Raw genomic sequence first — 19,574 nt, forward strand, 5'->3', positions numbered from 1 at the left:
CACCCGAAACTGGGGGGTCACTGGTTCAGTGTCGCTTAACCCAGGAAAAGTGAAGGAAATCGAGCGTAATAAAAAGGCTGCTTAAGCTCAGCCATTTGGACAACTGGGTTGAAAATCACCGTTCGCCTCTGGCAGCCATGGACAATGTCGTGACGACGCCACACATAGGCTCTGCGACCCATGAAACCCGTGAGTCTATGGCTCAGTTGGCAGTCGATAACCTATTGGGAGCGCTAACCGGAAGCGGTCCTCTCAATGCTGTGAATGAAGACGCTTGGCGTCGGGTTACTGCTGATACTAAGGAGGCATGATGCCTCATCGCTTAGAACACATCTTGAGTCTTGACGATTTCGAGCGAGCAGCTAAGCGCCACCTACCACGACCGCTGTTCGGTTACGTGGCGAGTGTGGCTGAAGACGGCAGCACTGCCCGCTCAAGCCATGAAGCCTTCGATCAATACGCATTTCTTCCGCGCGCATTAGTGAATGTCTCTGGCGTGTCGACTGAAACCGAGCTCCTTGGCCGCCGCTATGCCTACCCTTTTGGTATAGCACCCATGGGTATTAGCGCCCTAACTGCCTATCGGGGAGACCAGGTACTGGCACAAGCAGCATCAGACAGCGGCATCCCCATGATTGTCAGTGGTACATCGTTGATCCCCATGGAAGAGCTTTCGGGGACAAATGGCTCGGATTGGTTCCAGGCTTACCTTCCCGGAACCCCGGAGGAAATCGACGCCTTGCTGGCACGTGTTGAGCAGGCCGGATTTACCAATCTGGTGGTCACCGTGGACTACGCTGTACCACCGAATCCTGAGAATCATCGTCGTGCGGGCTTCTCTTCGCCATTACGCCCAAGTCTACGGCTAGCTTGGGATGGCTTGGTGCGGCCGCGATGGCTATTCGGCACTTTTCTGAAGACATTGTGGCATCACGGTGTTCCGCATTTCGAAAATAATGCGGCGACACGTGGTGTGCCGGTACTGGCAAAGAACGTCAATCGTGATTTTTCTGGCCGCCGGCATCTTGATTGGTCGACGCTCGATCAGGTTCGGACACGGTGGAAAGGTAATCTAGTGGTAAAAGGTATTCTGCACCCAGACGATGCACGGCGTGCTGTTAGCGCGGGTGCCGATGGTTTAATAGTTTCCAATCATGGAGGCCGACAGCTCGATGGCACTGTAGCCCCACTCACTATGTTGCCTGAAGTGCTGGAGGCGGTCGCTGGAGCAGTGCCGGTGATGATCGACGGCAGCTTTCGACGCGGTAGCCAAGTACTCAAAGCACTTTCGTTAGGTGCAAGCTTTGTGTTTATTGGTCGTCCCTTTAACTATGCGGCCAGTGTCGCTGGTGAAGCCGGTGTGAAAAAGGCTGCCATGCTTCTAGGTAGCGAAATAGAGCGCAACATGGCGCTGCTTGGTATAACAGATGTGGAGAAATTGACCCCCGATTTGTTACGGCGGCTAAATCACTGATTGTTAGAATCAGTTTTCTGAAAAGAGATTGTGGTTTAGGAACCTACAAATCTCTTTTCAGGCTAGAACTGTCGGTTAGGGCCTGTTGACCTTTCACATGGGTAGCCGTAAAAAACCGCAGGCCAAGGCCACCATGCTTTCGTAGTTTCGTTTGAGTTTGTCATACCGCATCGCTATCGCGCGATACGGCTTCAATCGGGCAAACGCGTTCTCGACGAGATGCCGATAGCGAGATAACCCTTTGTCTAAACTGTTATTCTTTTTTTTGAATTGCGCTTTCGTGTAATCACGGGGCGCATGCCCTTTGCTTCGACCTGCTCACGGATACGCTCACTGTCATAGCCCTTGTCAGCTATCAGCGCCTCTTCTGTCGGCAGGTTGTCTATCAACGCCTGAGCCTGTGTGCTGTCTTGTACTTCCCTCCCGTTATCCTGAAGGCGTTGGGGAGTCCGTGGAATCAGTGCTGAGTCTCGGCACGTAGTTTTTCCACTTCTTCAATCGGCAGCTCTTCAATCTCTGCGATCAGCTGATCGTTAATTTCGGTCAGCGCTATCAGCTTGCGGGCTGCGTTACGTTTGCTTTCAAATGCTCTCTTCTCAGCTTCCTGCAAAACCTTCTGGCGCTCTTTATGAGCCCAGTTCTCTAGGTTCTCTGCCAACATACCTTTATCCTTTACCAAACTATTGAGCTGATCTAAGTTTACGTCAGCTCCGAGCCGCTGTAGATGGCGCTTTAACCAGCGGGTAATGATCTTGTCGATACGCTCTTTGTTCGGATCGGCCTGAATAATCGCCACAATCCGATCGACCGCCTGCTGTAACCCTTGTCGGTCAGTAGAGGCTTTCTCGATACTAAACACTCCGCTCAACGGCGTCTGGCGCAAGCCCAATTCGTCATTAGGATAGCGCGCTTCATCGACTAGGTAATAGCGTAGGTGGGGCTGGTAGACCTGCAGAAAGCCCGGCGGTTCCGGTGTAACCATCTCGTAGATATCCAGCGGTGCCGTCCAAGGTTTCGAGCCGTTGTGGAGGACGACCGGAAACACTGGCGGCAGGCCTTGGCCGGGGGTGATAACTTTATTTTTGAGCAATTCGCTGTAGATTCAAAACGATCGTTCACCCCCCGATGAAAAAGGCGGGCTCAGCGCAGTGGAAAAAATTGCGGCCGATTAGTTCTATCTCTGGGGCTTATCCCGGTGCGTAGTTTCAATCTGTCGGCCACCGACCCCGCGCAACCTGACGGGAGGGAAACACTGTACTTCTGTGTGCGGCGACCTGTTAGGTATTAACTTTCAATCCCCTACTAGCTATTAATATATTCCGAGTAAGCATCAGCCAGTTTGGCTAGGTTCGTCTGAATATAAGAGAGATGAATTTGCATGGCATCTAGCGCCTGTGCCGGTTCGCGAGACTCAATGGCACTTATCAAGGCAGCATGCTCACTGATAATGGATGGAATACGCTGCTCTTCAAGAAATAGCATCCGTACACGGTTGATATGTAGACGTACAGGATAAATAACGTCCCATACTGCACTATAACCGGCTGCTTCCGCTATTTTAGCGTGTAGTTCTTCGTCAAGGCGCTCGATGTCAAGGTAGGTCTTTCTACGACAGGCAGCTTCCTGCTCATCAAGATTTATCTTCAGATCAATGATCTGCTGTTCAGTACATTGCCTAGCTGCATCCTGGACTAGGGCACACTCAAGTGTGGAACGCGCGTAATGCGCCGCCATCACAGTATCCTTCTTAATTGGCGTGACGTAAGTACCCCGCTGTGCAAGGATATCCACGAAGCCATCATACTGGAGCCGGATCATCGCTTCCCGTATCGGCGTCCGGCTAAGACTGAATTCATCAGCAAGCTCTTTTTCCGAAATCTTTTCTCCCGGCTTCAGAGACAGGTTAATTATCCTGTCACGTATAGTGGCGTATGCGAAGCTGCTCGTAGAGACTGCTTGATTGCTCTTCATTATATTCATACTCAATATTCCAGCAGGGCCATAAATTCACCGATATCAGCTTCGCTTAAGTGACTATAGCAAGCCACTCAAGTACGAAACGAAGGCTATCATCAATATCTCACTAGTTAGTTAACCGGCGTTATTAATGGTAACCCCTTGAAATGGCAGCGCAAATTTTCAACCACCAAATCACGCATGGAAAAACGGGTCTCCCAAGTTCCACTTCCGGCGTGTGGCTGCAGAACGACGTTTTGCATGTGTTTTAGCGGTTCGGGCACATGTGGCTCGTTGCGAAAGACATCAAGACCTGCCGCCCCCAAGGCTCCGGTCTCGAGAAGCTCGATAAGACTATCTTCGTCAATCACACTGCCTCGTGAGACATTGACCAGACAGCCAGTGTTGCCTAGAGCAAGCATGACCTCACGGTTTATGATCTTGTCAGTGTTAGCACCGCCCGGCAATGTCACGATTAGAATGTCACTCTCCTCAGCAAGTCGAACCAAGTCACTATAAAAGCGATATGGCAACTCAGGTTTTTCAGTGCTTGCATAATATTGCAAAATACACTGAAACGCCTGCAGCCTGCGAGCGATAGCCTTGCCAATGCGCCCCAGGCCGACCAGGCCAACACGCTTGCCATTGACCTGAGCTGAGAGCGCCATGGGGCCTTGCCTTTCCCAGGAGCCGTCACAAACGTATCTGTGCGCAGCAACGATATTACGCCTTACCGCAAGCGTTAGCCCCACTGCTAGATCGGCGACATCTTCAGTCAATACATCCGGCGTGTTAGTTACGGCAATATCACGCCGGGAGGCCTCGCCGACATCGACACCGTCATACCCCACCCCAAAGCAGCTTATGACTTCCAGCGCAGGCAGCCGCGACATAAGTTCGGCGCTTACTTGCTGTTCTCCTGTATTCACCACGGCACGGAAATTGCCTTCACAAGCTTCAAGACACGCCTCAAGAGAGCCATGCAGCCAGTAGGCGATAGGATTCGCGAATTCGCTTATTGCCTCAAGAATATCGGGGGACTTGGGGCCAAAAACAAGAACATTCGGAATGTTTTGAGTATCCATAACTAGTTCCATGCTGATGGAAAGTGGGCAAACATCAACGAGACGATGACACCATTAGAGATGCAGAATCGAGTTCCGAGAGGTCGTTACAGCCTAGGAGGCCGAGTATTCGATCCATCTCCTCACGGATGATGTTCAATGCATGCTCAGCGCCCTCCTGGCCACCTGCCCCTAAGCCATAGAGTGTGGTTCTGCCGAGTAACACAGCGTCGGCTCCCAATAGCCGGGCCTTCAGGACATCGCTGCCACGTCGGAAGCCACTGTCGACGAGTATGGCGAGCTGATTCCCGACTTCTGCTCTGATATCGGCAATTAGCTCCATCGGGGAAACGGAGTAATCCAACTGACGCCCGCCATGGTTCGAGAGTACGATCCCGTCGACACCGACTTCTACTGCGGTGGCTGCTTCTTCGACAGACAGAATACCTTTTATGACAAGCCGGCCCTTCCACTCGTCCCGGAGCCAACGGATGTCATCCCAGTTAAGCGAAGGATCGAGCTGTTGGCCTAACACAGCGGCTGCGCCCTTTACCGACGTCTCGCCAGGAGGCAGCAGGTCGCCAAGATTCTTGAATTGAGGTATGCCATCGGGAATTAGTACATCATTGAGCCAGCGCGGCTTGGTTAACACGTGCAACTTGTTTCTCATAGTTAGCACTAAAGGTCGTGAATAGTTTCTTCTGTCCCACTCACGGTTACCAAATATAGCACTGTCGGTAGTAACAACGATCGTATCGTAATTGGCCTCCTTGCAGCGCTCGACTAACTTCTTAACGTAATCACGATTGCGATAGAAATAAATCTGCATCCAATGCCATAGGCCATCTATCTTAGAGATGTCTTCCAAGGAGGTGGTCGAGGCATTGCTGAGGGTAAAAGGAATACCGTAGTGTGTCGCTGCCCTAGCTAACTTCGTATCACCATCCTTAGTCACCATGCCATTGAAGCCGGTAGGCCCGATCAGCACTGGCATAGAAATTTTTTTACCAAAAATTGACGTCTCCAGGCTGCGCTGCTTGCTAACCTTCGTTAGCGTTCTGGGAGTAAAGTAATACTTGTCGAAGATCGCACGATTACGCTCAAGAGTCACTTCATCGTCTGAGCCGCCATGAATATACTCATAGACAAAATTAGGTAGACGACGCTTGGCAATCGCACGTAGCTCCTCGACATTGACAGCCTTGCGGTAATTCAATCCTGAGTAAGCACACCTATCCATTTTATACCTGCTATATATTGGTTAATTCTGATCAGTTGATTAGTGCTTACCTACTTTGACAACCATTCCATGGGAACAGTAACTATCTGCGGGAAAAGTATGAAACTGATCAATACCGCAAAATACATTGCCAACATCGGCCATATACCTTTCGTTATATCTAACAAACTTATTTTACTTATACTGCAGCCCACATAGAGCACAGTTCCGACTGGCGGAGTAATTAATCCGATAGACAGGTTGATAACCATGAGGACACCGAAATAGACCGGATCGATGCCCAAACTTTCAACTACAGGAATCAGCACCGGCGCAAAAATTAGAACTGCGGGAGTCATATCCATTACGCAACCGACAAGTAGCAGGAAGGCCATGATAATCAGCAACATGACGGTCGGGTTTTCGGTCATACCTCCGAGTACTGTTGCCAGTTCCGCAGGTACACGGGCCACCGTAATTGCATACGCAGTAACAATTGCAGCAGAGGCGATCAACATCACAATTGCAGTTGTTTTCGCCGTCCCGACCAGTACATCATAAAGTTGACTGACCTTGATCTCTCGGTAGACGAAGCTGATAAGCAGCGCATATACGGCGGCGATCACGCCAGCCTCGGTCGGCGTGAATACGCCGCCGCGCAACCCTATGATAATAATGCCCGGTAGCAATAGCGCCCAGAAAGCACGCAAGAAATAGTGCAGGCGCTCGCGTCCGGTTGCCTTCTCAACACGGCCGGCTGTTGTCTTTCTTGATAACAGATACCAAACCAGCATCATGCCCATGGCCATAATGAGCCCAGGGACGATGCCCGCCATGAATAGTTGAGTAATAGATACACCACCCACTACGCCGTACAGAATCATGGGGATACTGGGGGGAATGACTGTACCAATGATGCCTACCGACGCCACTAAGCCCGTAGTACTATTTTTATTGTAACCTTGAGCAACCATCATAGGGATCAGAATAGCGCCCAGTGCAGCGGTATCGGCAACGGCCGAGCCGGACAGACCAGCAAACACAACACCGGCAATGATTGCTACATAACCTAGGCCACCGCGGAAATGCCCCACTAAGGAGGAGGCAAAATCGACAATTCGCTTCGAGACACCTCCCGCGTTCATGATTTCCCCGGTAAGGATAAAGAACGGTATCGCCATAAGGGAAAAGCTGTTGGCACCGGTAATAAGATACTCTGCCAATGTGCTCGTGTTGAAAATACCTACGAGAAACAACATGACCGATGCAGCAATCATCATAGCGAAGGCAACAGGCATCCCGATCAGCAGCAACGAGAACAGTACCAGCAAAAACTGCCAGATCATGACTCTTCCTCCATAGCTTTTTCCGTCTCTTTATGGTCGCTGGGCAAATTTGCCCATGGCGGCGCACTCTTGTTGAATAAAACAAAACGTACCGTATGGATCACAAAGATGATCGACATGAGTACGACAGAAACTGCGCCAGCGTAGTAATAGGTATTCACTGGAATATCAGATGTCGGGCTACCTATCCCTGCGTTCAATTCGATGAGCCCGAGCAAGCCATCAAGCGCAAGAGCTAGCACACCCACAATTAATACTGTCGAGACTGTATATAAAATCTTTTGCACAGACAGGTTAAGCTTGCTGACGAGGATGTCTACGCCAAGGTGGCTCTGTTCCTTAACGGCGATCACCGAGCCCAAAAAGATGATCCACACAAATAAATATCGAGCAACCTCGCCCGACCAGGCCAGCCCGCTATTGAACATGTAGCGCAGAACTACGTTCAGAAAAACGAAAATTACCATCAGGGCTAGCGATACGAAAATCGTTCCCTTGAGTAGATGCTCTAAAGCATTCAATAACTTAAAATTCATAACGGCTTCTCGGGGATGGGGGGACTACTATTACGAAGCCATGCTTCAGGCATGGCTCCGCACACCGTTACTGCTCCGAGTAGGTTCTTACCTTGTTTACCAGGTCTTTAGCCCAGTCATACTCTTCATAAAAATCTTCGTAGAGAGGATCCATGGCATCGACCATGTTCTGGCGGAAATCATCGCTCGGCATATGAATAGTCAGGCCTTCCTCTTTAAGCTTGGCCTTGATGTCTTCTTCAGACTCCTGCATGAGCTGCCATTCCATTTCCATCGCTTCTTCGGCAGCTAGCTTGATGACATCCTGGTCCTCTTCGCTCAAGTTATCGAAGAACTTCTTATTCATGAGGTAAATATTGGGGCTGAACATGTGCCGGCTTTCAAGAACGTTGCTTTGAACTTCATACCAACCGGAATTGTAAAGCGTGGCATAAGGATTGTCCTGACCATCAACGACCCCCTGCTCCAGCGCCGTAAAGATTTCCGAGAAACCCAGCGTTTGCACGTTGGCGCCCAGTGCCTGGCCAACATCTACATACATTGCAAGGTTAGGCATCCTCATACGAAGCCCTTCGAAGTCCTCCATGCTAGTGATCGGACGATTGCTCGAGACCACTCGGAAGCCGTTCGCTGTCCAACCTAGCGGTTCCGTACCTAGCTTGCGGAACAGCGGTTCGATTTCGTCACCGACTACACCATTTAGCAAAGTGTTGGCCTGATCGTATGTTTCGAAAAGAAACGGCCATTCGGTAAAGCCAATCTTGGGTTCTGCCGTTTGGAGACCCATGCCAGCAACGACCATCTCAATAGAGCCGTTTCGCACGCCATTAGTGTACTGGCGCTCATCTCCCAGTTCGCTATTGGGAAATATCTGCACAGACATGTCGGAATTCTCTTCCACTGATGTCTTGAAATGTTCCCGCAATGCGACGTTTTGTGGATGATCTTCGGCAAAGTAATTTGCAACCTTAATTGTGGCTGTGCTTTGAGCCTGAGAATCCAAAGCAATCATCATTGCGGAAGCCGTGACTAGCAGGACGAATCCTTTCTTTGCCTGCACCAAATTACACTCACTCATGCTAAGACCCTTAATTTTATATTGATATTATCCGATGCCTATGCCTGACAAGTTTCAACTGGCACTCAGCGCTGCAACGCTCACCGGATCGATCGGTTGAGCTTATTTCACAATGAGATATACTAGTATACTAGAATCTATTTTCATCTAGACTTTAGTCATAACCGATGGGTCTTCCGTAGGCCTTTTGGCCTTGCTTGGCTGATTCGGCATCGACGCGTCATTGAGAACCTAACCAACGGAGGTCGCATGCGATTGATTCAATGTGTATATCAAGGCCAGGTGCATGCCGCCCAGGTCGAAAGTGACAGCCAAGTTCGGCTGCTCGATGCAGATACCTACAGCCTGGCCCGCCGCGCCATCGCCGCGGGGCGCTCCTTGGCCGACATCGTCGAAGCCGCAGCGACCGAGACCCGGCTCGACTATGCCCAGTTGATCGACGAAAAAAGCCTGTTGCCCCCGCTGACCCATCCGGACCCGGCTCACTGCCTGGTCACCGGCACCGGACTCACCCACCTGGGCAGCGCGGACACGCGCTCGGCCATGCATGCCAAGACGCAAGTCAGCGAATCCGAACTGACCGACTCCATGCGCATGTTCAAGTTGGGAGTCGAGGGCGGCAAGCCCCTGGCTGGCACCCCCGGTGCCCAGCCGGAATGGTTTTACAAGGGCGACGGCGCCTGCGTGGTGGCCCCCGAGGCCGAGATCCCCGTGCCGCACTTCGCCGAGGACGCTGGCGAGGAGCCAGAGCTGGCCGGGCTCTATGTGATTGGCGATGACGGCCACCCGTGGCGGGTGGGTTACGCTATCGGCAATGAGTTTTCCGACCACGTCACCGAGCGCTTCAACTATCTGTGGCTGGCCCACTCGAAACTGCGGGCCTGCAGCTTCGGCCCCGAACTAATGGTAGGTGAACTGCCTACGCATCTGGAGGGGGTCAGCCGTATCGTGCGTGACAACGAGACGGTATGGGAGAAACCCTTCCTCACCGGTGAGGCCAACATGGCGCACAGTCTGGCCAACCTCGAGCACCATCACTTCAAATACGTCGGTTTCCGTCGGCCCGGCGACGTGCATGTGCATTTCTTCGGCACCGCCACGCTGAGCTTCGCCGATGACATTCGCACCCGCGAGGGTGACCGTTTCGAGATCAGCCTCGCCGATTTCGGCCGTCCGTTGCGCAATCCACTACGCTTTGAAGCGGACAGCGCGCCTATCGACGTGAAATCGCTTTGACAGCAAACAGCAAGGAGTTCGACATGACCCTGGAAGGCAAGTTACTCATTGGCCAGGACGCCGTCAGCGGCAGTTCCAAGCCCATCAACGCCATCAACCCGGCCACCAACGAGATCCTCGAGCCGACCTACTTGGGTGGTACCAAGGCTGAGGTCGAGCGTGCCTGTGAGCTCGCCGAGACGGCCTTCGCCACCTATCGCGAGACTTCTCTCGAGGAGCGCGCGGTATTCCTCGAGACCATCGCCAGCGAGATAGAGGACATCGGCGATGAACTGATCGAGCGCGCCATGGCCGAGTCCGGCCTGCCCAAGGCCCGCCTGGAAGGTGAGCGCGGCCGTACCTGCGGCCAGCTGCGCCTGTTCGCTTCCGTGGTGCGTGCCGGCGAATGGCTCGACGTGCGCATCGACCCGGCCATGCCGGACCGCCAGCCGATGCCGCGCGCCGACCTTCGCCAGCGCCATATCGGCCTGGGCCCGGTCGTGGTGTTCGGTGCCAGCAACTTCCCGCTGGCCTTCTCGGTGGCCGGCGGCGATACCGCCTCGGCCTTGGCCGCCGGGTGCCCGGTGATCGTCAAGGGCCATTCCGCCCACCCCGGCACCTCCGAACTGGTCGGCCGTGCGGTACAGCGTGCAGTGAAAGCGCGCGGGCTGCCTGAAGGCACCTTCTCGCTGATGTTCGGTTCGGGTAGCGAGATCGGCCAGGCGCTGGTCGCCGACCCGCGTATCCAGGCGGTGGGCTTTACCGGCTCGCGGAGCGGCGGTACCGCGCTGATGAAGACCGCTCAGTCGCGTCCGCAGCCGATCCCGGTATATGCCGAGATGAGCTCGATCAACCCGGTGTTCCTGATGCCCGAGGCGCTCAAGGCACGCGGCAAGCAGATCGCCGAAGGCTTCGTCGGCTCGCTCAACATGGGTGCAGGCCAGTTCTGCACCAATCCTGGGCTGGTGATTGCGGTCAAGGGCGCCGAGCTCGATGCCTTCGTCAAGGCCGCTGCAGAAGGCGTGAAGGGCAGCGCGCCCCAGACCATGCTCACGCCGGGCATCTACGATGCTTACCAGCAGGGTGTTGGCCAGCTGTCCAACAGCAGCAAGGTGCGTGAAGCCGCACGTGGCCAGGTGGGCGAGTCGCCCAACCAGTGCCAGGCGGGGCTGTTTGTCACCACGGCGAACGACTTCCTGAACGAGACCGAGCTGCAAGAAGAAGTGTTCGGTTCTACCTCGCTGGTCATCGAGTGTGCCGACCAGGATGAAGTAAAGCGTGTCGCGGCCCAGCTCGAAGGCCAGTTGACCATTACCCTGCAGATGGACGACGGCGATCTGCAAGCGGCCAAGGCGCTGATGCCGGTACTCGAGCGCAAGGCCGGGCGGATTCTCGCCAACGGCTGGCCAACCGGGGTCGAGGTGTGCCACGCCATGGTTCACGGCGGGCCGTACCCGGCGACTTCCGACAGCCGCACCACCTCGGTAGGCAGTGCTGCGATCTTCCGCTTCCTGCGCCCGGTGTGCTACCAGGCGTTGCCGGAAGGGCTATTGCCCGAGCCGCTCAAGGACGGCAACCCATGGCAGCTGTCGCGCTTGGTGGATGGCAAACGCGAAGCGTAAGCAACCCCGTGGAAAGCGGCCTACCTCGCAGGCTGTCAGTAGAGGGCGGCCATGGGCTGCCCCTTGTTTTATCAGAGTGCGCGAAAACCCCCGCACTCTGATAACCACCGCTAAATAAAGCCAGCCTTCGTACGTTCGGATGTAAGTGATGTCCGTCACCCAAGCAACATTTGGCGCTGTTACTTCAAACTGATGGTCTAAATGGTTGGGTGATACAACAGCTGGTTTTCCACCGCCATAGCTGCCAGGGCGTCGTTTACCTTCACCCTGACGCAAACAGGCAATCAGTTCCTTCTTGAGCGAGCCGCGCGGCAAGAGGTAAAGCGCGTTGTAGATGGCTTCGTGGGAGATGTGGCGGTCAGTGTTATTAGGAAACATACGCTTCAGTGTGCGGGCTATTTGCTCAGGTGACCAGTACTTGCGCAGCAGGTACTTGCCACCCGTTCGAACAGCTCACCATTGAGATGCAGCTTCGGGCAACGGCGGGGCCGACAGCGGGTCAGTCGGGCTCAGTATCCAGCGAGGCTGGCGTCATACCCATAGCTAGCATTCCATTTTGGCCGAGCAATAAACCCGGCCAAATGACCCATATCGACTAGATAGCTTTGAGACTACGCGACTTGAAGATTGCTTTAGGTAGGTAGAAAGACACCACCCAATTCGGTTGATCAACAATTTCACTGATTCTGAGTTGCCCGGCTACGCTACAAAGTGCATAAGCCATTGCTTCGTCCATACCAGCTTTCTTTCTCAACCGATCAATCATGAAACGGACCGCATCTTTTGCGCTCTGCATCAGATCAGCACCCACGCCCGTAGTGGCAATATATCCTTCATTATGGTTGTCGCTAGCAACAGCGGGCATGTCAAACATAGGGCCGGGAATACTGTCGCCCTTGTGTAGTCTAAGTGTCGCCTTAGCGGCCATGCGCGTCTCAACTGCAGTGCCACACACCTCGCCATCGCCCTGACATGCATGCGTATCACCAATACTTAAAAGACCGCCCGGCACTTGAACAGGTAAATAGAGTTTGGCGCCTTTCACCAAGTCACGGATATCTAGATTACCGCCACACAAACGTGGCGGAACAATGGAATGCGAACCAGGCTCAGCGGGTGCCAAACCGATGGTACCTGCGAAGGGGCGGAACGGAATGACGATATCATCATGGAAGTACACCGACTCACTATCGTACTCAGATATCTTCAACCACGGTGTTGTAAAGTCTTCCGCCAGCAACCCAAATCCGGGTATAAGCGCAGTCCACCCCCATCCACCAGGTTCAAAATCTAGTAGCTCAATCTCAATGACGTCGCCTGGCTCTGCATCTTCAATAAATAGCGGACCACAAACAGGGTTCAAGGCATCGTGGGGCAATTGCGAGATGATGTCGGCCTTGCTGTCACGCGCAATCAAGCCTCCGCTAGCATCGAGAATATCGAAATGGCGAGTATCGCCGGAACTAATCGTTTCAACGGGCGCAATGCTATGATCAAAACAATGATGAACGTCATGAATCGTCTTGAACGTCATGTTAAACCTCCAGTTTGACTTGGCGACCACGAGCTTGTGCCAAATAATAGACACCCATCCCAATTACGGCCCAGACGACACCAATAAGAATGGTATAGGCTTCAAAACCACTCCAGATGTACCCCACAACGGCCAGCGCCATCACCGGGCTTAGAATATGAAGAAAGACGTTGTAGGATTTCTTCTTAAGCACAAAATAATAAATGGTACTGACATTCAAAATAATAAACGCCGTCAGAGCACCAATGGTGACAATGGACGTCAGCAGAGCAAGGTGTTGCATAAAAGCGCCCCCTGCTACGATGGACACCACGGCAACCAATAGCGTGCTGACATAGGGCGTTTTGAAGCGGGAATGCACACGAGAAAGTGAAGCGGGAAGTAGACGATCACGCCCCATGCTATAGAGGACACGCGCTGTGGCGATCTGGGCGACCAGCGAATCGGCGATGCCCCAGGCGATAGCGGTCGTTGCTGCGGTTAACACTGCCAGCCATCCTCCTCCGGCAATGCGAGCTGTTTCATAAAACGCCGTGTCAAGGTTATCAAACTGTGTCGGATCAGGCTGTATGAGTGCCGCGATCCAAGTTTGGGCAATAAACAAACCACCGATGATTAGCAGCACCAAAAAAATCGCCTTACTCACCGCTTTACCGCCCCCTTTAGCCTCTTCAGCTAGCGTAGAAATACCATCGAAGCCAAGGAAACTCAGCACTGCGATCGGGACTGCAGAAATGATAAGACCTAACGAAAAGTTATCTGCGTCATAAACGGGAGCTACTGAAAAAACGGCCCCGTTGACATTATTGCTGATGGCAATCACCCCCATCACCAGAAATACGGCTAGAACGATAAGCTCAGCGACCAACATCCAGCGATTGAACGCAGCGGTGAAGCTAATTCCACGGATATTGATATAGGTATTGAAGATCACGAAAGCAACGATCAAAACGAGCGGTGAGAGTGATGGAAAAATGTCGTGTATCGCCAGTGCGCCAACCACATACAGCAAAGCTTGATGTGGCAACAGTCTTCCGGACATATTTCTAAGCAGCTACTGGTAGCGCTGACTCATAGTCCACTGGACTCATATAGCCATTGCTGGAGTGCAGCCGCACCCGGTTATAAAACACTTCGATATACTCGAAGATGACTTGCTTCGCTTCAGCCCGCGTCCTGAAGTCTTCATGGTGAACAAGTTCCGTCTTTAGCGTGTGGAAGAAGCTTTCTGACGGGGCATTATCCCAGCAATTTCCCTTACGACTCATACTGCACCGGTAACCATGTTGCGTCAGCAGCTGCTGGAAGTTGTCCGATGCATACTGGCTTCCGCGGTCGCTATGCACTAGTAATCCGGCATTAGGCCTACGCTTCCAAATCGCCATGGTGAGCGCATCATTGACCAGCGAGGTCGGCATGCGACTATCCATTGACCAACCTACGACAGCGCGCGAATACAAGTCGATAAACACCGCCAGGTAAAGCCACCCCTCCCGCGTCGGTATGTAGGTGATATCCCCCACATAAGCCTGATCGGGCTTCTCCGTGGTGAAGTGTCGATCCAGCAGGTTGGGAGCAATGGGTTTATCATGTTTCGAGTTCGTCGTTGCCCTGAACTTGCGCCTTGTTTTGCACGCCAAACCTTCCTCCTGCATTAATCGACCAATGCGACGCCGACTGACGGATTCATTCTCTTCAGACAGCTTCTGCTGGAGACGTCGCGTCCCATACGTCGCTCGGCTGGCTTGATGGTGTTTATGAATGTTGGCCTTCAACGCTTCATCTCGCTGGTTTCTCAAGCTGGGCGGCCGTAATTGCCACTCGTAATAACCGCTTCGAGAAACGTCAAACACCCGACACATCAGAGCGATGCTGAATTCGCTCTGATGGTGCATAATAAAGGTGTATTTCAGCGTGATTCTTTGGCGAAGAAGGCTGCCGCCTTTTTTAACAGTTCCCGCTCCTCCTTGAGTCGGGCATTTTCACGACGCAGCTGTTTTAGCTCCTCATACAGATGCACGTCATTTACCTGCTTACCGGAGCCTGGCGGTGGTTCGCCGTGAAATTTATTGATCCAGGTATGCAGTGTATTGACGTTCACCCCCAGTTCCCGGGCGGACTGGGCAACTGGCTGATTCGATTCTATCGCCAGTTTGACGGCACCTTCTCTGAATTCGTCGGTATAAGAATTGGTTTTCTTCTGAGTCATGACACACCTCTATAAGCAGGAGATACTACCTGCGTCTGTGTGTCCGGGAAACTATAGCCACTTCAGCTGGAATTAGAATGTAATCCAACAGCATGATCCAGCCTGCCACGAAACCGACAAAGCTATTGGTTCCTTTGGACACATACGAGTAGACGGAACCTGCCACAGGAAATTCTTTTGCCATCTGCGAGTAACTGATAGCAGTGAACAACATGCCTACCAGACCTATTATATAGGCGGTTACGATCATGCCCCCACTGGCACTCACATAACGTGCCCAAAAATACCAAAAGGAGCGATTGGAACAATGAAAATGAGACCATAGATAACAAGGTCCTTCACTTCCAACGTCCTTGAGAGCTCCTGCTTATAGCCAAGACTTTCTAGAGTGTTGTCACTCACGGTTGATCTCCTGATTTTTAAGTGCACTTGTGCCTGATTGTTGTTGAGTAATGCCTGATACAATGGGTCTTTATTGCTCTCAGCTTGCGACGGCGTATGGGCTCACAATTTGTACTTTCTTCGGCAACCAGCATTGGACTCGACGCCGAAGCGAGCGCTATCTTCTTGGCTGCATCTCAATTGAGTGACCGCCACAAAAGGTATCTTAATAATACCTTTAAGAAGAAAACCACAATAAAAGGCATTATTCAAATACCTTTAGGGAGAAATTGGTGGAAAAGTCACCTGAACATGGCCTTCCTTACGTGAGGGAAGCTATCTCGGCCAAGCAGGAACTGGCTGACAGAATTGTGACCGCCATCGCCATTGGCGCTTACTCAGCAGGCGATAGGCTGCCACCGGAGCGTGAGCTTGCCGAACGACAAAATGTCAGTCGAGTTACCGTCAGAGGGGCGTTGGAAATCGTCAATTCACTGGGGCTGATAGAGTCACGAAGAGGCCGCGAAGGAGGCACCTTCGTCACCCGCACAAGTTTTGACGACGTGACGTTAAATACCGCACACCGGATTCTCGCGCAGGAAATTCCTCACCTGAAAGATTTCTTCGACTATCGCTGCCTTGTAGAAGGGCTAGTCGCCAAGACTGCCGCTGAGCGACATGACGAAGAGCAGGCTGGTAAGCTGCATCAGATTCTTGAATTATTTTGTCAGACAGAGTGTGCGTCGCTTGCTCGCGAAATTGATCACAAACTTCACCAATGCATTATGGAGATGACCGGCAACAGGCACTTAACTTCACAATCTAAACAATTAACAGCCCGGGCAACACTGGGGTTCGGTTCAGAGCCTTACCCTGTCGAGTCATTGCCCAGAGCTCGTCGTGAACACATTGCACTGGTAGAAGCCATACTGAAGCGCGATGGGTTGGCTGCTTTTCAGGAGGCGCAGCACCACTTCGCTCTAACGCTCGCCATTATGGAATACTCGCTGGATGGAAAACCTCTTTAGATAGCAAAATCGTGTCTAGTTAGTGAACCGAAAAAGCGGGCAACCCGCGCGTCATTGGTATGTCCTGGCTGGCATATTGGCTTGCCGATAACAAGCCAACGGTTTTACAGCACTATGCGCCTAAAACAAGATCGTCATATTGACGTGCAAATTACATCATTTCGACGCATCCTGTGTATCGGATATATGAAGGAGGATGGCATGGATCTCATCGAACAAGACAACAGTGGTACCCGTATGCTGGGTGATATCGGCCTCCCGCGTGATGTTTATGCCGACCAGGTGGCTTTCATTAGGGCTGTGCGAGAAGGCTTGTCTGGCCGCGTACTCCAAAGAGCGATCAATGCTCTGCGTGGTGATCGAGATGTCTTCGTTCGGCTCCTGGAGACTGACTCGGGCAACCTGCATCGCTTGTACAAGCGTAAGGCTCTGGGTCGTGCTCAAAGCGAGGAAGTGCTGGATACACTAAAGCTGTATGTCGAAACCGGACAAGTCTTCGGTGATCGCGATATCGCCCAGGAGTGGCTGCACAGCGAGGTTCGAGCGCTTAATGGGTCTCGGCCCATCGATCTATTCGATACTTTTACAGGGCGTGAAATGGTGCGGGATGTGCTGGGCAAGATCGAATTCGGAGAGTTCAGCTAATAATGTTCTGGATGCGGAAGACCGAATCATCTCACAATAAAAAAGCATAAATACCCTTAGCACTCGCCAACACTAGGGGCATCCGAGTGAAGTTATATCGTATCACCAAAGAACGCTATTTAACCGACCTTTCCGGCCAGGGCGGAAGCTACCGAGACGGCGGACGCTGGAACAAAGCCGGCCAGCCTGTACTGTATTTCGGCTCGTCAGCGGCGGTCGTCATGCTCGAAATGGGGAACTACCTCCCGAACCCCCGGCTGGTGCCAAAAGACATGGTGATCGGAATTTACGAAGTCGACACCACAGCAGTTAAAAGCGTGGAACTTTCAGATCTGCCTGAAAACTGGGATCACTTCCCCTACCCTGCTTGCACACAAACCCTAGGTGCCGACTTTCTGGATACCGCTCATAACCTCGTCCTTCAGGTACCCAGCTGTGCTTCTGGCGGGCTCGATCAAATCGCTGTCGTGAATCCCTTGCACCCCGAAGCCAAGAACATCCAGTTGGTTAAAACCATCACGCAAATCTATAACCCTCGGTTATTCCAAGGCATGAAGTGATTCCTACCAGGAAAAAGCCCCAACCAGTGGCTACATATTGATCTCGGAAACAATACTAATACTCGGGCAAGATTGAACGCTTCAGTTGGCGCTGTCGCTCGCGATGGCGCATTAACAACCAAGGTGCAGCGCCCACTGTTCATCGCTCGCTAGTGAGCACACGCAGAGCTGACACTCCCCGCCCGCCGCGCTTCGCGCTTTGGGCGAGGGTTCTAAGGTCGCCCCAGAACCTTCCTGCTTCAACACGCCTTCACTAGACAGCGGCTAGGCCGCTATCCCCGCTCCAGTCGCTCCACAGACTAACCCCGCCAGTCCGGCGGTTCGTATATTCTTTGCCGCGTTAACGTCCCGATCTATCGGTTCGCCACAGCCGTCGCAGTGCCAGTGACGCTGTGACAGCGGCAGCTTGTCGACCTTAAGACCGCAGCCGTGGCATGTTTTACTGCTGGGGAGCCACTGGCTGACCTTCACCACCTGGCGTCCCGCCCAGGCGGCTTTGTACTCAAGCTGGCGAACAAACTCGCCCCAGCCTGCATCACTGATGGCCTTAGATAGATGACGATTTTTGACCATGCCGCTGATGTTCAGCGACTCGATACACAGGACTTGGTTTTCGTTAATCAGTGTTCGGGTCGCTTTATGGAGCGCATCGCGGCGGCAGTCCGCGATCTTGGCATGCAGCCGCGCCACCTTCTGGCGCAGCTTGTTGCGGTTGTTCGATCCTTTCCGTTTCTTGGCTAACCGGCGTTGTAGGTAGGCCAGCTTGGCCCCGTAGCGTTTAAGATGGCGTGGGTTCCCCGACTTTTCGCCTTCGCTGGTGATAAACAGGTCGGTCAGGCCTAGATCAATACCCACCATTTTGGGCGTGATTGATAATGCCTCTGGCGTGACCTCACACAAGCAGCTAATGAAATAGCGGCCCGCACAATCGCGGGAAATCGTGATGCTTGACGGCGCACTCGGAAGCGGGCGGCTCCAGCGGATCGGCAACGGCACTTTAGACTTGGCAATGGTGATCTCGCCATCGCGATAGCGAAAGGCGGCTTTGGTGAGGCGGATCGACTGGCGTCCATCTTTTTTCTTAAAGCGTGGGTAGCGCGCCCGGAGCTTGGGATTAAAAAAGTTGTCGAAGGCGGCTTTTTGATCGCGCAGGGTTTGCTGCAGGATGACGCTCGATACCACTTTGAGCCACGGAAACTCAGCCTTCAAGTCCACCAGGCGCTTTTCCGTGGCAGAGTGAAGCACTGACTCACCGTGCTGTTGATACGCTTCGGTGCGATAAGACAGCGTATTGTTCCACACAAAACGGGCACAGCCGAATGACTGTGCCAGTAGCACAGTCTGATCGGCGGTGGGATAGAACCGTTCTTTGTAGGCACGCTTTGTCATACTGGAAAAATATCAGGGGTAGTTACCAACATCAACCCAGGCACCGCTACGCGGTGCGCGCTTATATCACCGCCCGAAGATTGGGCGATGCTTTACGCGCTTATTGGTAATATCAGGCAGATCCGGGCGCAAGTCGTTGATCAGATCCACCAACAAATCAGGCGCTTCGGCAAACAGCCGCTTGAAAACGTAGTCGTTGATGGGGTCGAGTAGCTCGCTCATGCACACTCCTATTTCAATACTACAATACGACCACAGCACGGTGCCTTGCCACGCGATGCCCCCGGCAGAATGGTGTCATCACTGAACAGCGGAGAG

Annotated in this window: 19 protein-coding genes and 2 pseudogenes; 6 read left to right on the plus strand and 15 right to left on the minus strand. The window is 52.8% G+C overall.

The features are described 5' to 3' along the window. The first annotated feature begins 310 nt into the window (after window positions 1-310). Window positions 311-1,474 (plus strand): alpha-hydroxy acid oxidase, encoded by a 1,164-nt coding sequence (locus V8L71_RS17160; protein WP_336269536.1) that lies wholly within the window; start codon window positions 311-313, stop codon window positions 1,472-1,474. Window positions 1,475-1,567: 93 nt separating this feature from the next. Here V8L71_RS17160 and V8L71_RS17165 read toward each other — a convergent pair. The 8 genes and pseudogenes from V8L71_RS17165 to V8L71_RS17200 form a co-directional block, all read right to left on the minus strand. Next, window positions 1,568-1,928 (minus strand): annotated as a pseudogene (locus tag V8L71_RS17165) (IS5 family transposase); the annotation flags it as partial. 3 nt (window positions 1,929-1,931) lie between these two features. Beyond that, a complete protein-coding gene (locus V8L71_RS17170) occupies window positions 1,932-2,564 on the minus strand; it encodes an Rpn family recombination-promoting nuclease/putative transposase (RefSeq protein WP_336269537.1) in 633 nt (210 codons plus the stop codon). Between the two features lie 212 nt (window positions 2,565-2,776). Continuing rightward, window positions 2,777-3,454, minus strand: a complete 678-nt coding sequence (locus tag V8L71_RS17175) for a GntR family transcriptional regulator (protein ID WP_336269538.1) — start codon at window positions 3,452-3,454, stop codon at window positions 2,777-2,779. Window positions 3,455-3,561: 107 nt separating this feature from the next. Continuing rightward, complete coding sequence (locus V8L71_RS17180; protein ID WP_336269539.1) at window positions 3,562-4,515, minus strand: 2-hydroxyacid dehydrogenase; 954 nt, start codon at window positions 4,513-4,515, stop codon at window positions 3,562-3,564. Window positions 4,516-4,549: 34 nt separating this feature from the next. Then, complete coding sequence (locus V8L71_RS17185) at window positions 4,550-5,734, minus strand: alpha-hydroxy acid oxidase (protein ID WP_290696128.1); 1,185 nt, start codon at window positions 5,732-5,734, stop codon at window positions 4,550-4,552. A 50-nt stretch (window positions 5,735-5,784) separates the two neighbouring features. Beyond that, window positions 5,785-7,059, minus strand: coding sequence for a TRAP transporter large permease (locus tag V8L71_RS17190; protein ID WP_290696127.1), 1,275 nt, complete (start codon window positions 7,057-7,059; stop codon window positions 5,785-5,787). Then, window positions 7,056-7,595, minus strand: a complete 540-nt coding sequence (locus V8L71_RS17195) for a TRAP transporter small permease (RefSeq protein WP_193063331.1) — start codon at window positions 7,593-7,595, stop codon at window positions 7,056-7,058. Before V8L71_RS17195 ends, V8L71_RS17190 begins: the two co-directional genes overlap by 4 nt. A 67-nt stretch (window positions 7,596-7,662) precedes the next feature. Beyond that, window positions 7,663-8,673 (minus strand): TRAP transporter substrate-binding protein, encoded by a 1,011-nt coding sequence (locus V8L71_RS17200; RefSeq protein ID WP_226938611.1) that lies wholly within the window; start codon window positions 8,671-8,673, stop codon window positions 7,663-7,665. A gap of 249 nt (window positions 8,674-8,922) precedes the next feature. Here V8L71_RS17200 and araD1 point away from each other — a divergent pair, with 249 nt between their 5' ends. Together araD1 and V8L71_RS17210 are read left to right on the plus strand one after the other, a co-directional pair. Then, the gene (gene araD1, locus V8L71_RS17205; RefSeq protein ID WP_336274903.1) at window positions 8,923-9,909 is read left to right on the plus strand and encodes an AraD1 family protein; all 987 of its coding nucleotides are present in this window, start codon (window positions 8,923-8,925) and stop codon (window positions 9,907-9,909) included. A gap of 23 nt (window positions 9,910-9,932) precedes the next feature. After that, complete coding sequence (locus tag V8L71_RS17210; protein WP_336274904.1) at window positions 9,933-11,510, plus strand: aldehyde dehydrogenase (NADP(+)); 1,578 nt, start codon at window positions 9,933-9,935, stop codon at window positions 11,508-11,510. A gap of 69 nt (window positions 11,511-11,579) precedes the next feature. Here the strand turns inward: V8L71_RS17210 and V8L71_RS17215 are convergent. The 5 genes and pseudogenes from V8L71_RS17215 to V8L71_RS20765 form a co-directional block, all read right to left on the minus strand. After that, window positions 11,580-11,768 (minus strand): annotated as a pseudogene (locus V8L71_RS17215) (IS3 family transposase); the annotation flags it as partial. A 337-nt stretch (window positions 11,769-12,105) separates the two neighbouring features. Next, window positions 12,106-13,044, minus strand: a complete 939-nt coding sequence (locus V8L71_RS17220) for an acetamidase/formamidase family protein (RefSeq protein ID WP_336269544.1) — start codon at window positions 13,042-13,044, stop codon at window positions 12,106-12,108. A 1-nt stretch (window position 13,045) separates the two neighbouring features. Next, window positions 13,046-14,086, minus strand: a complete 1,041-nt coding sequence (locus V8L71_RS17225) for an APC family permease (protein WP_336274905.1) — start codon at window positions 14,084-14,086, stop codon at window positions 13,046-13,048. Window positions 14,087-14,090: 4 nt separating this feature from the next. Next, window positions 14,091-15,253 (minus strand): IS3 family transposase gene (locus V8L71_RS17230; protein ID WP_336270105.1). Its coding sequence is split into 2 segments (ribosomal slippage): window positions 14,091-14,980 and window positions 14,980-15,253, totalling 1,164 coding nucleotides; the frame shifts between segments, so codons are not numbered across the junction. A gap of 25 nt (window positions 15,254-15,278) precedes the next feature. Next, complete coding sequence (locus tag V8L71_RS20765) at window positions 15,279-15,503, minus strand: hypothetical protein (RefSeq protein WP_431313190.1); 225 nt, start codon at window positions 15,501-15,503, stop codon at window positions 15,279-15,281. 424 nt (window positions 15,504-15,927) lie between these two features. Between V8L71_RS20765 and V8L71_RS17235 the strand changes: the two genes are divergently transcribed. The 3 genes from V8L71_RS17235 (at window position 15,928) to V8L71_RS17245 (ending at window position 17,867) form a co-directional block, all read left to right on the plus strand. Continuing rightward, window positions 15,928-16,662, plus strand: a complete 735-nt coding sequence (locus V8L71_RS17235) for a FadR/GntR family transcriptional regulator (protein WP_336269546.1) — start codon at window positions 15,928-15,930, stop codon at window positions 16,660-16,662. 201 nt (window positions 16,663-16,863) lie between these two features. Beyond that, the gene (locus V8L71_RS17240; protein ID WP_336269547.1) at window positions 16,864-17,307 is read left to right on the plus strand and encodes an Xre family toxin-antitoxin system antitoxin; all 444 of its coding nucleotides are present in this window, start codon (window positions 16,864-16,866) and stop codon (window positions 17,305-17,307) included. 86 nt (window positions 17,308-17,393) lie between these two features. Then, the gene (locus V8L71_RS17245; RefSeq protein ID WP_336269548.1) at window positions 17,394-17,867 is read left to right on the plus strand and encodes an RES family NAD+ phosphorylase; all 474 of its coding nucleotides are present in this window, start codon (window positions 17,394-17,396) and stop codon (window positions 17,865-17,867) included. Between the two features lie 264 nt (window positions 17,868-18,131). Here V8L71_RS17245 and V8L71_RS17250 read toward each other — a convergent pair whose 3' ends face one another. Together V8L71_RS17250 and V8L71_RS17255 are read right to left on the minus strand one after the other, a co-directional pair. After that, window positions 18,132-19,256: an RNA-guided endonuclease InsQ/TnpB family protein gene (locus V8L71_RS17250; RefSeq protein ID WP_336274906.1), complete on the minus strand. Its 1,125-nt coding sequence runs from the start codon at window positions 19,254-19,256 to the stop codon at window positions 18,132-18,134. A gap of 66 nt (window positions 19,257-19,322) precedes the next feature. After that, window positions 19,323-19,478: a hypothetical protein gene (locus tag V8L71_RS17255; RefSeq protein WP_336269550.1), complete on the minus strand. Its 156-nt coding sequence runs from the start codon at window positions 19,476-19,478 to the stop codon at window positions 19,323-19,325. Window positions 19,479-19,574 lie beyond the last annotated feature (96 nt).

The organism is Vreelandella indica (assembly GCF_037070225.1).
Taxonomy (GTDB): Bacteria; Pseudomonadota; Gammaproteobacteria; order Pseudomonadales; family Halomonadaceae; genus Vreelandella; species Vreelandella arctica.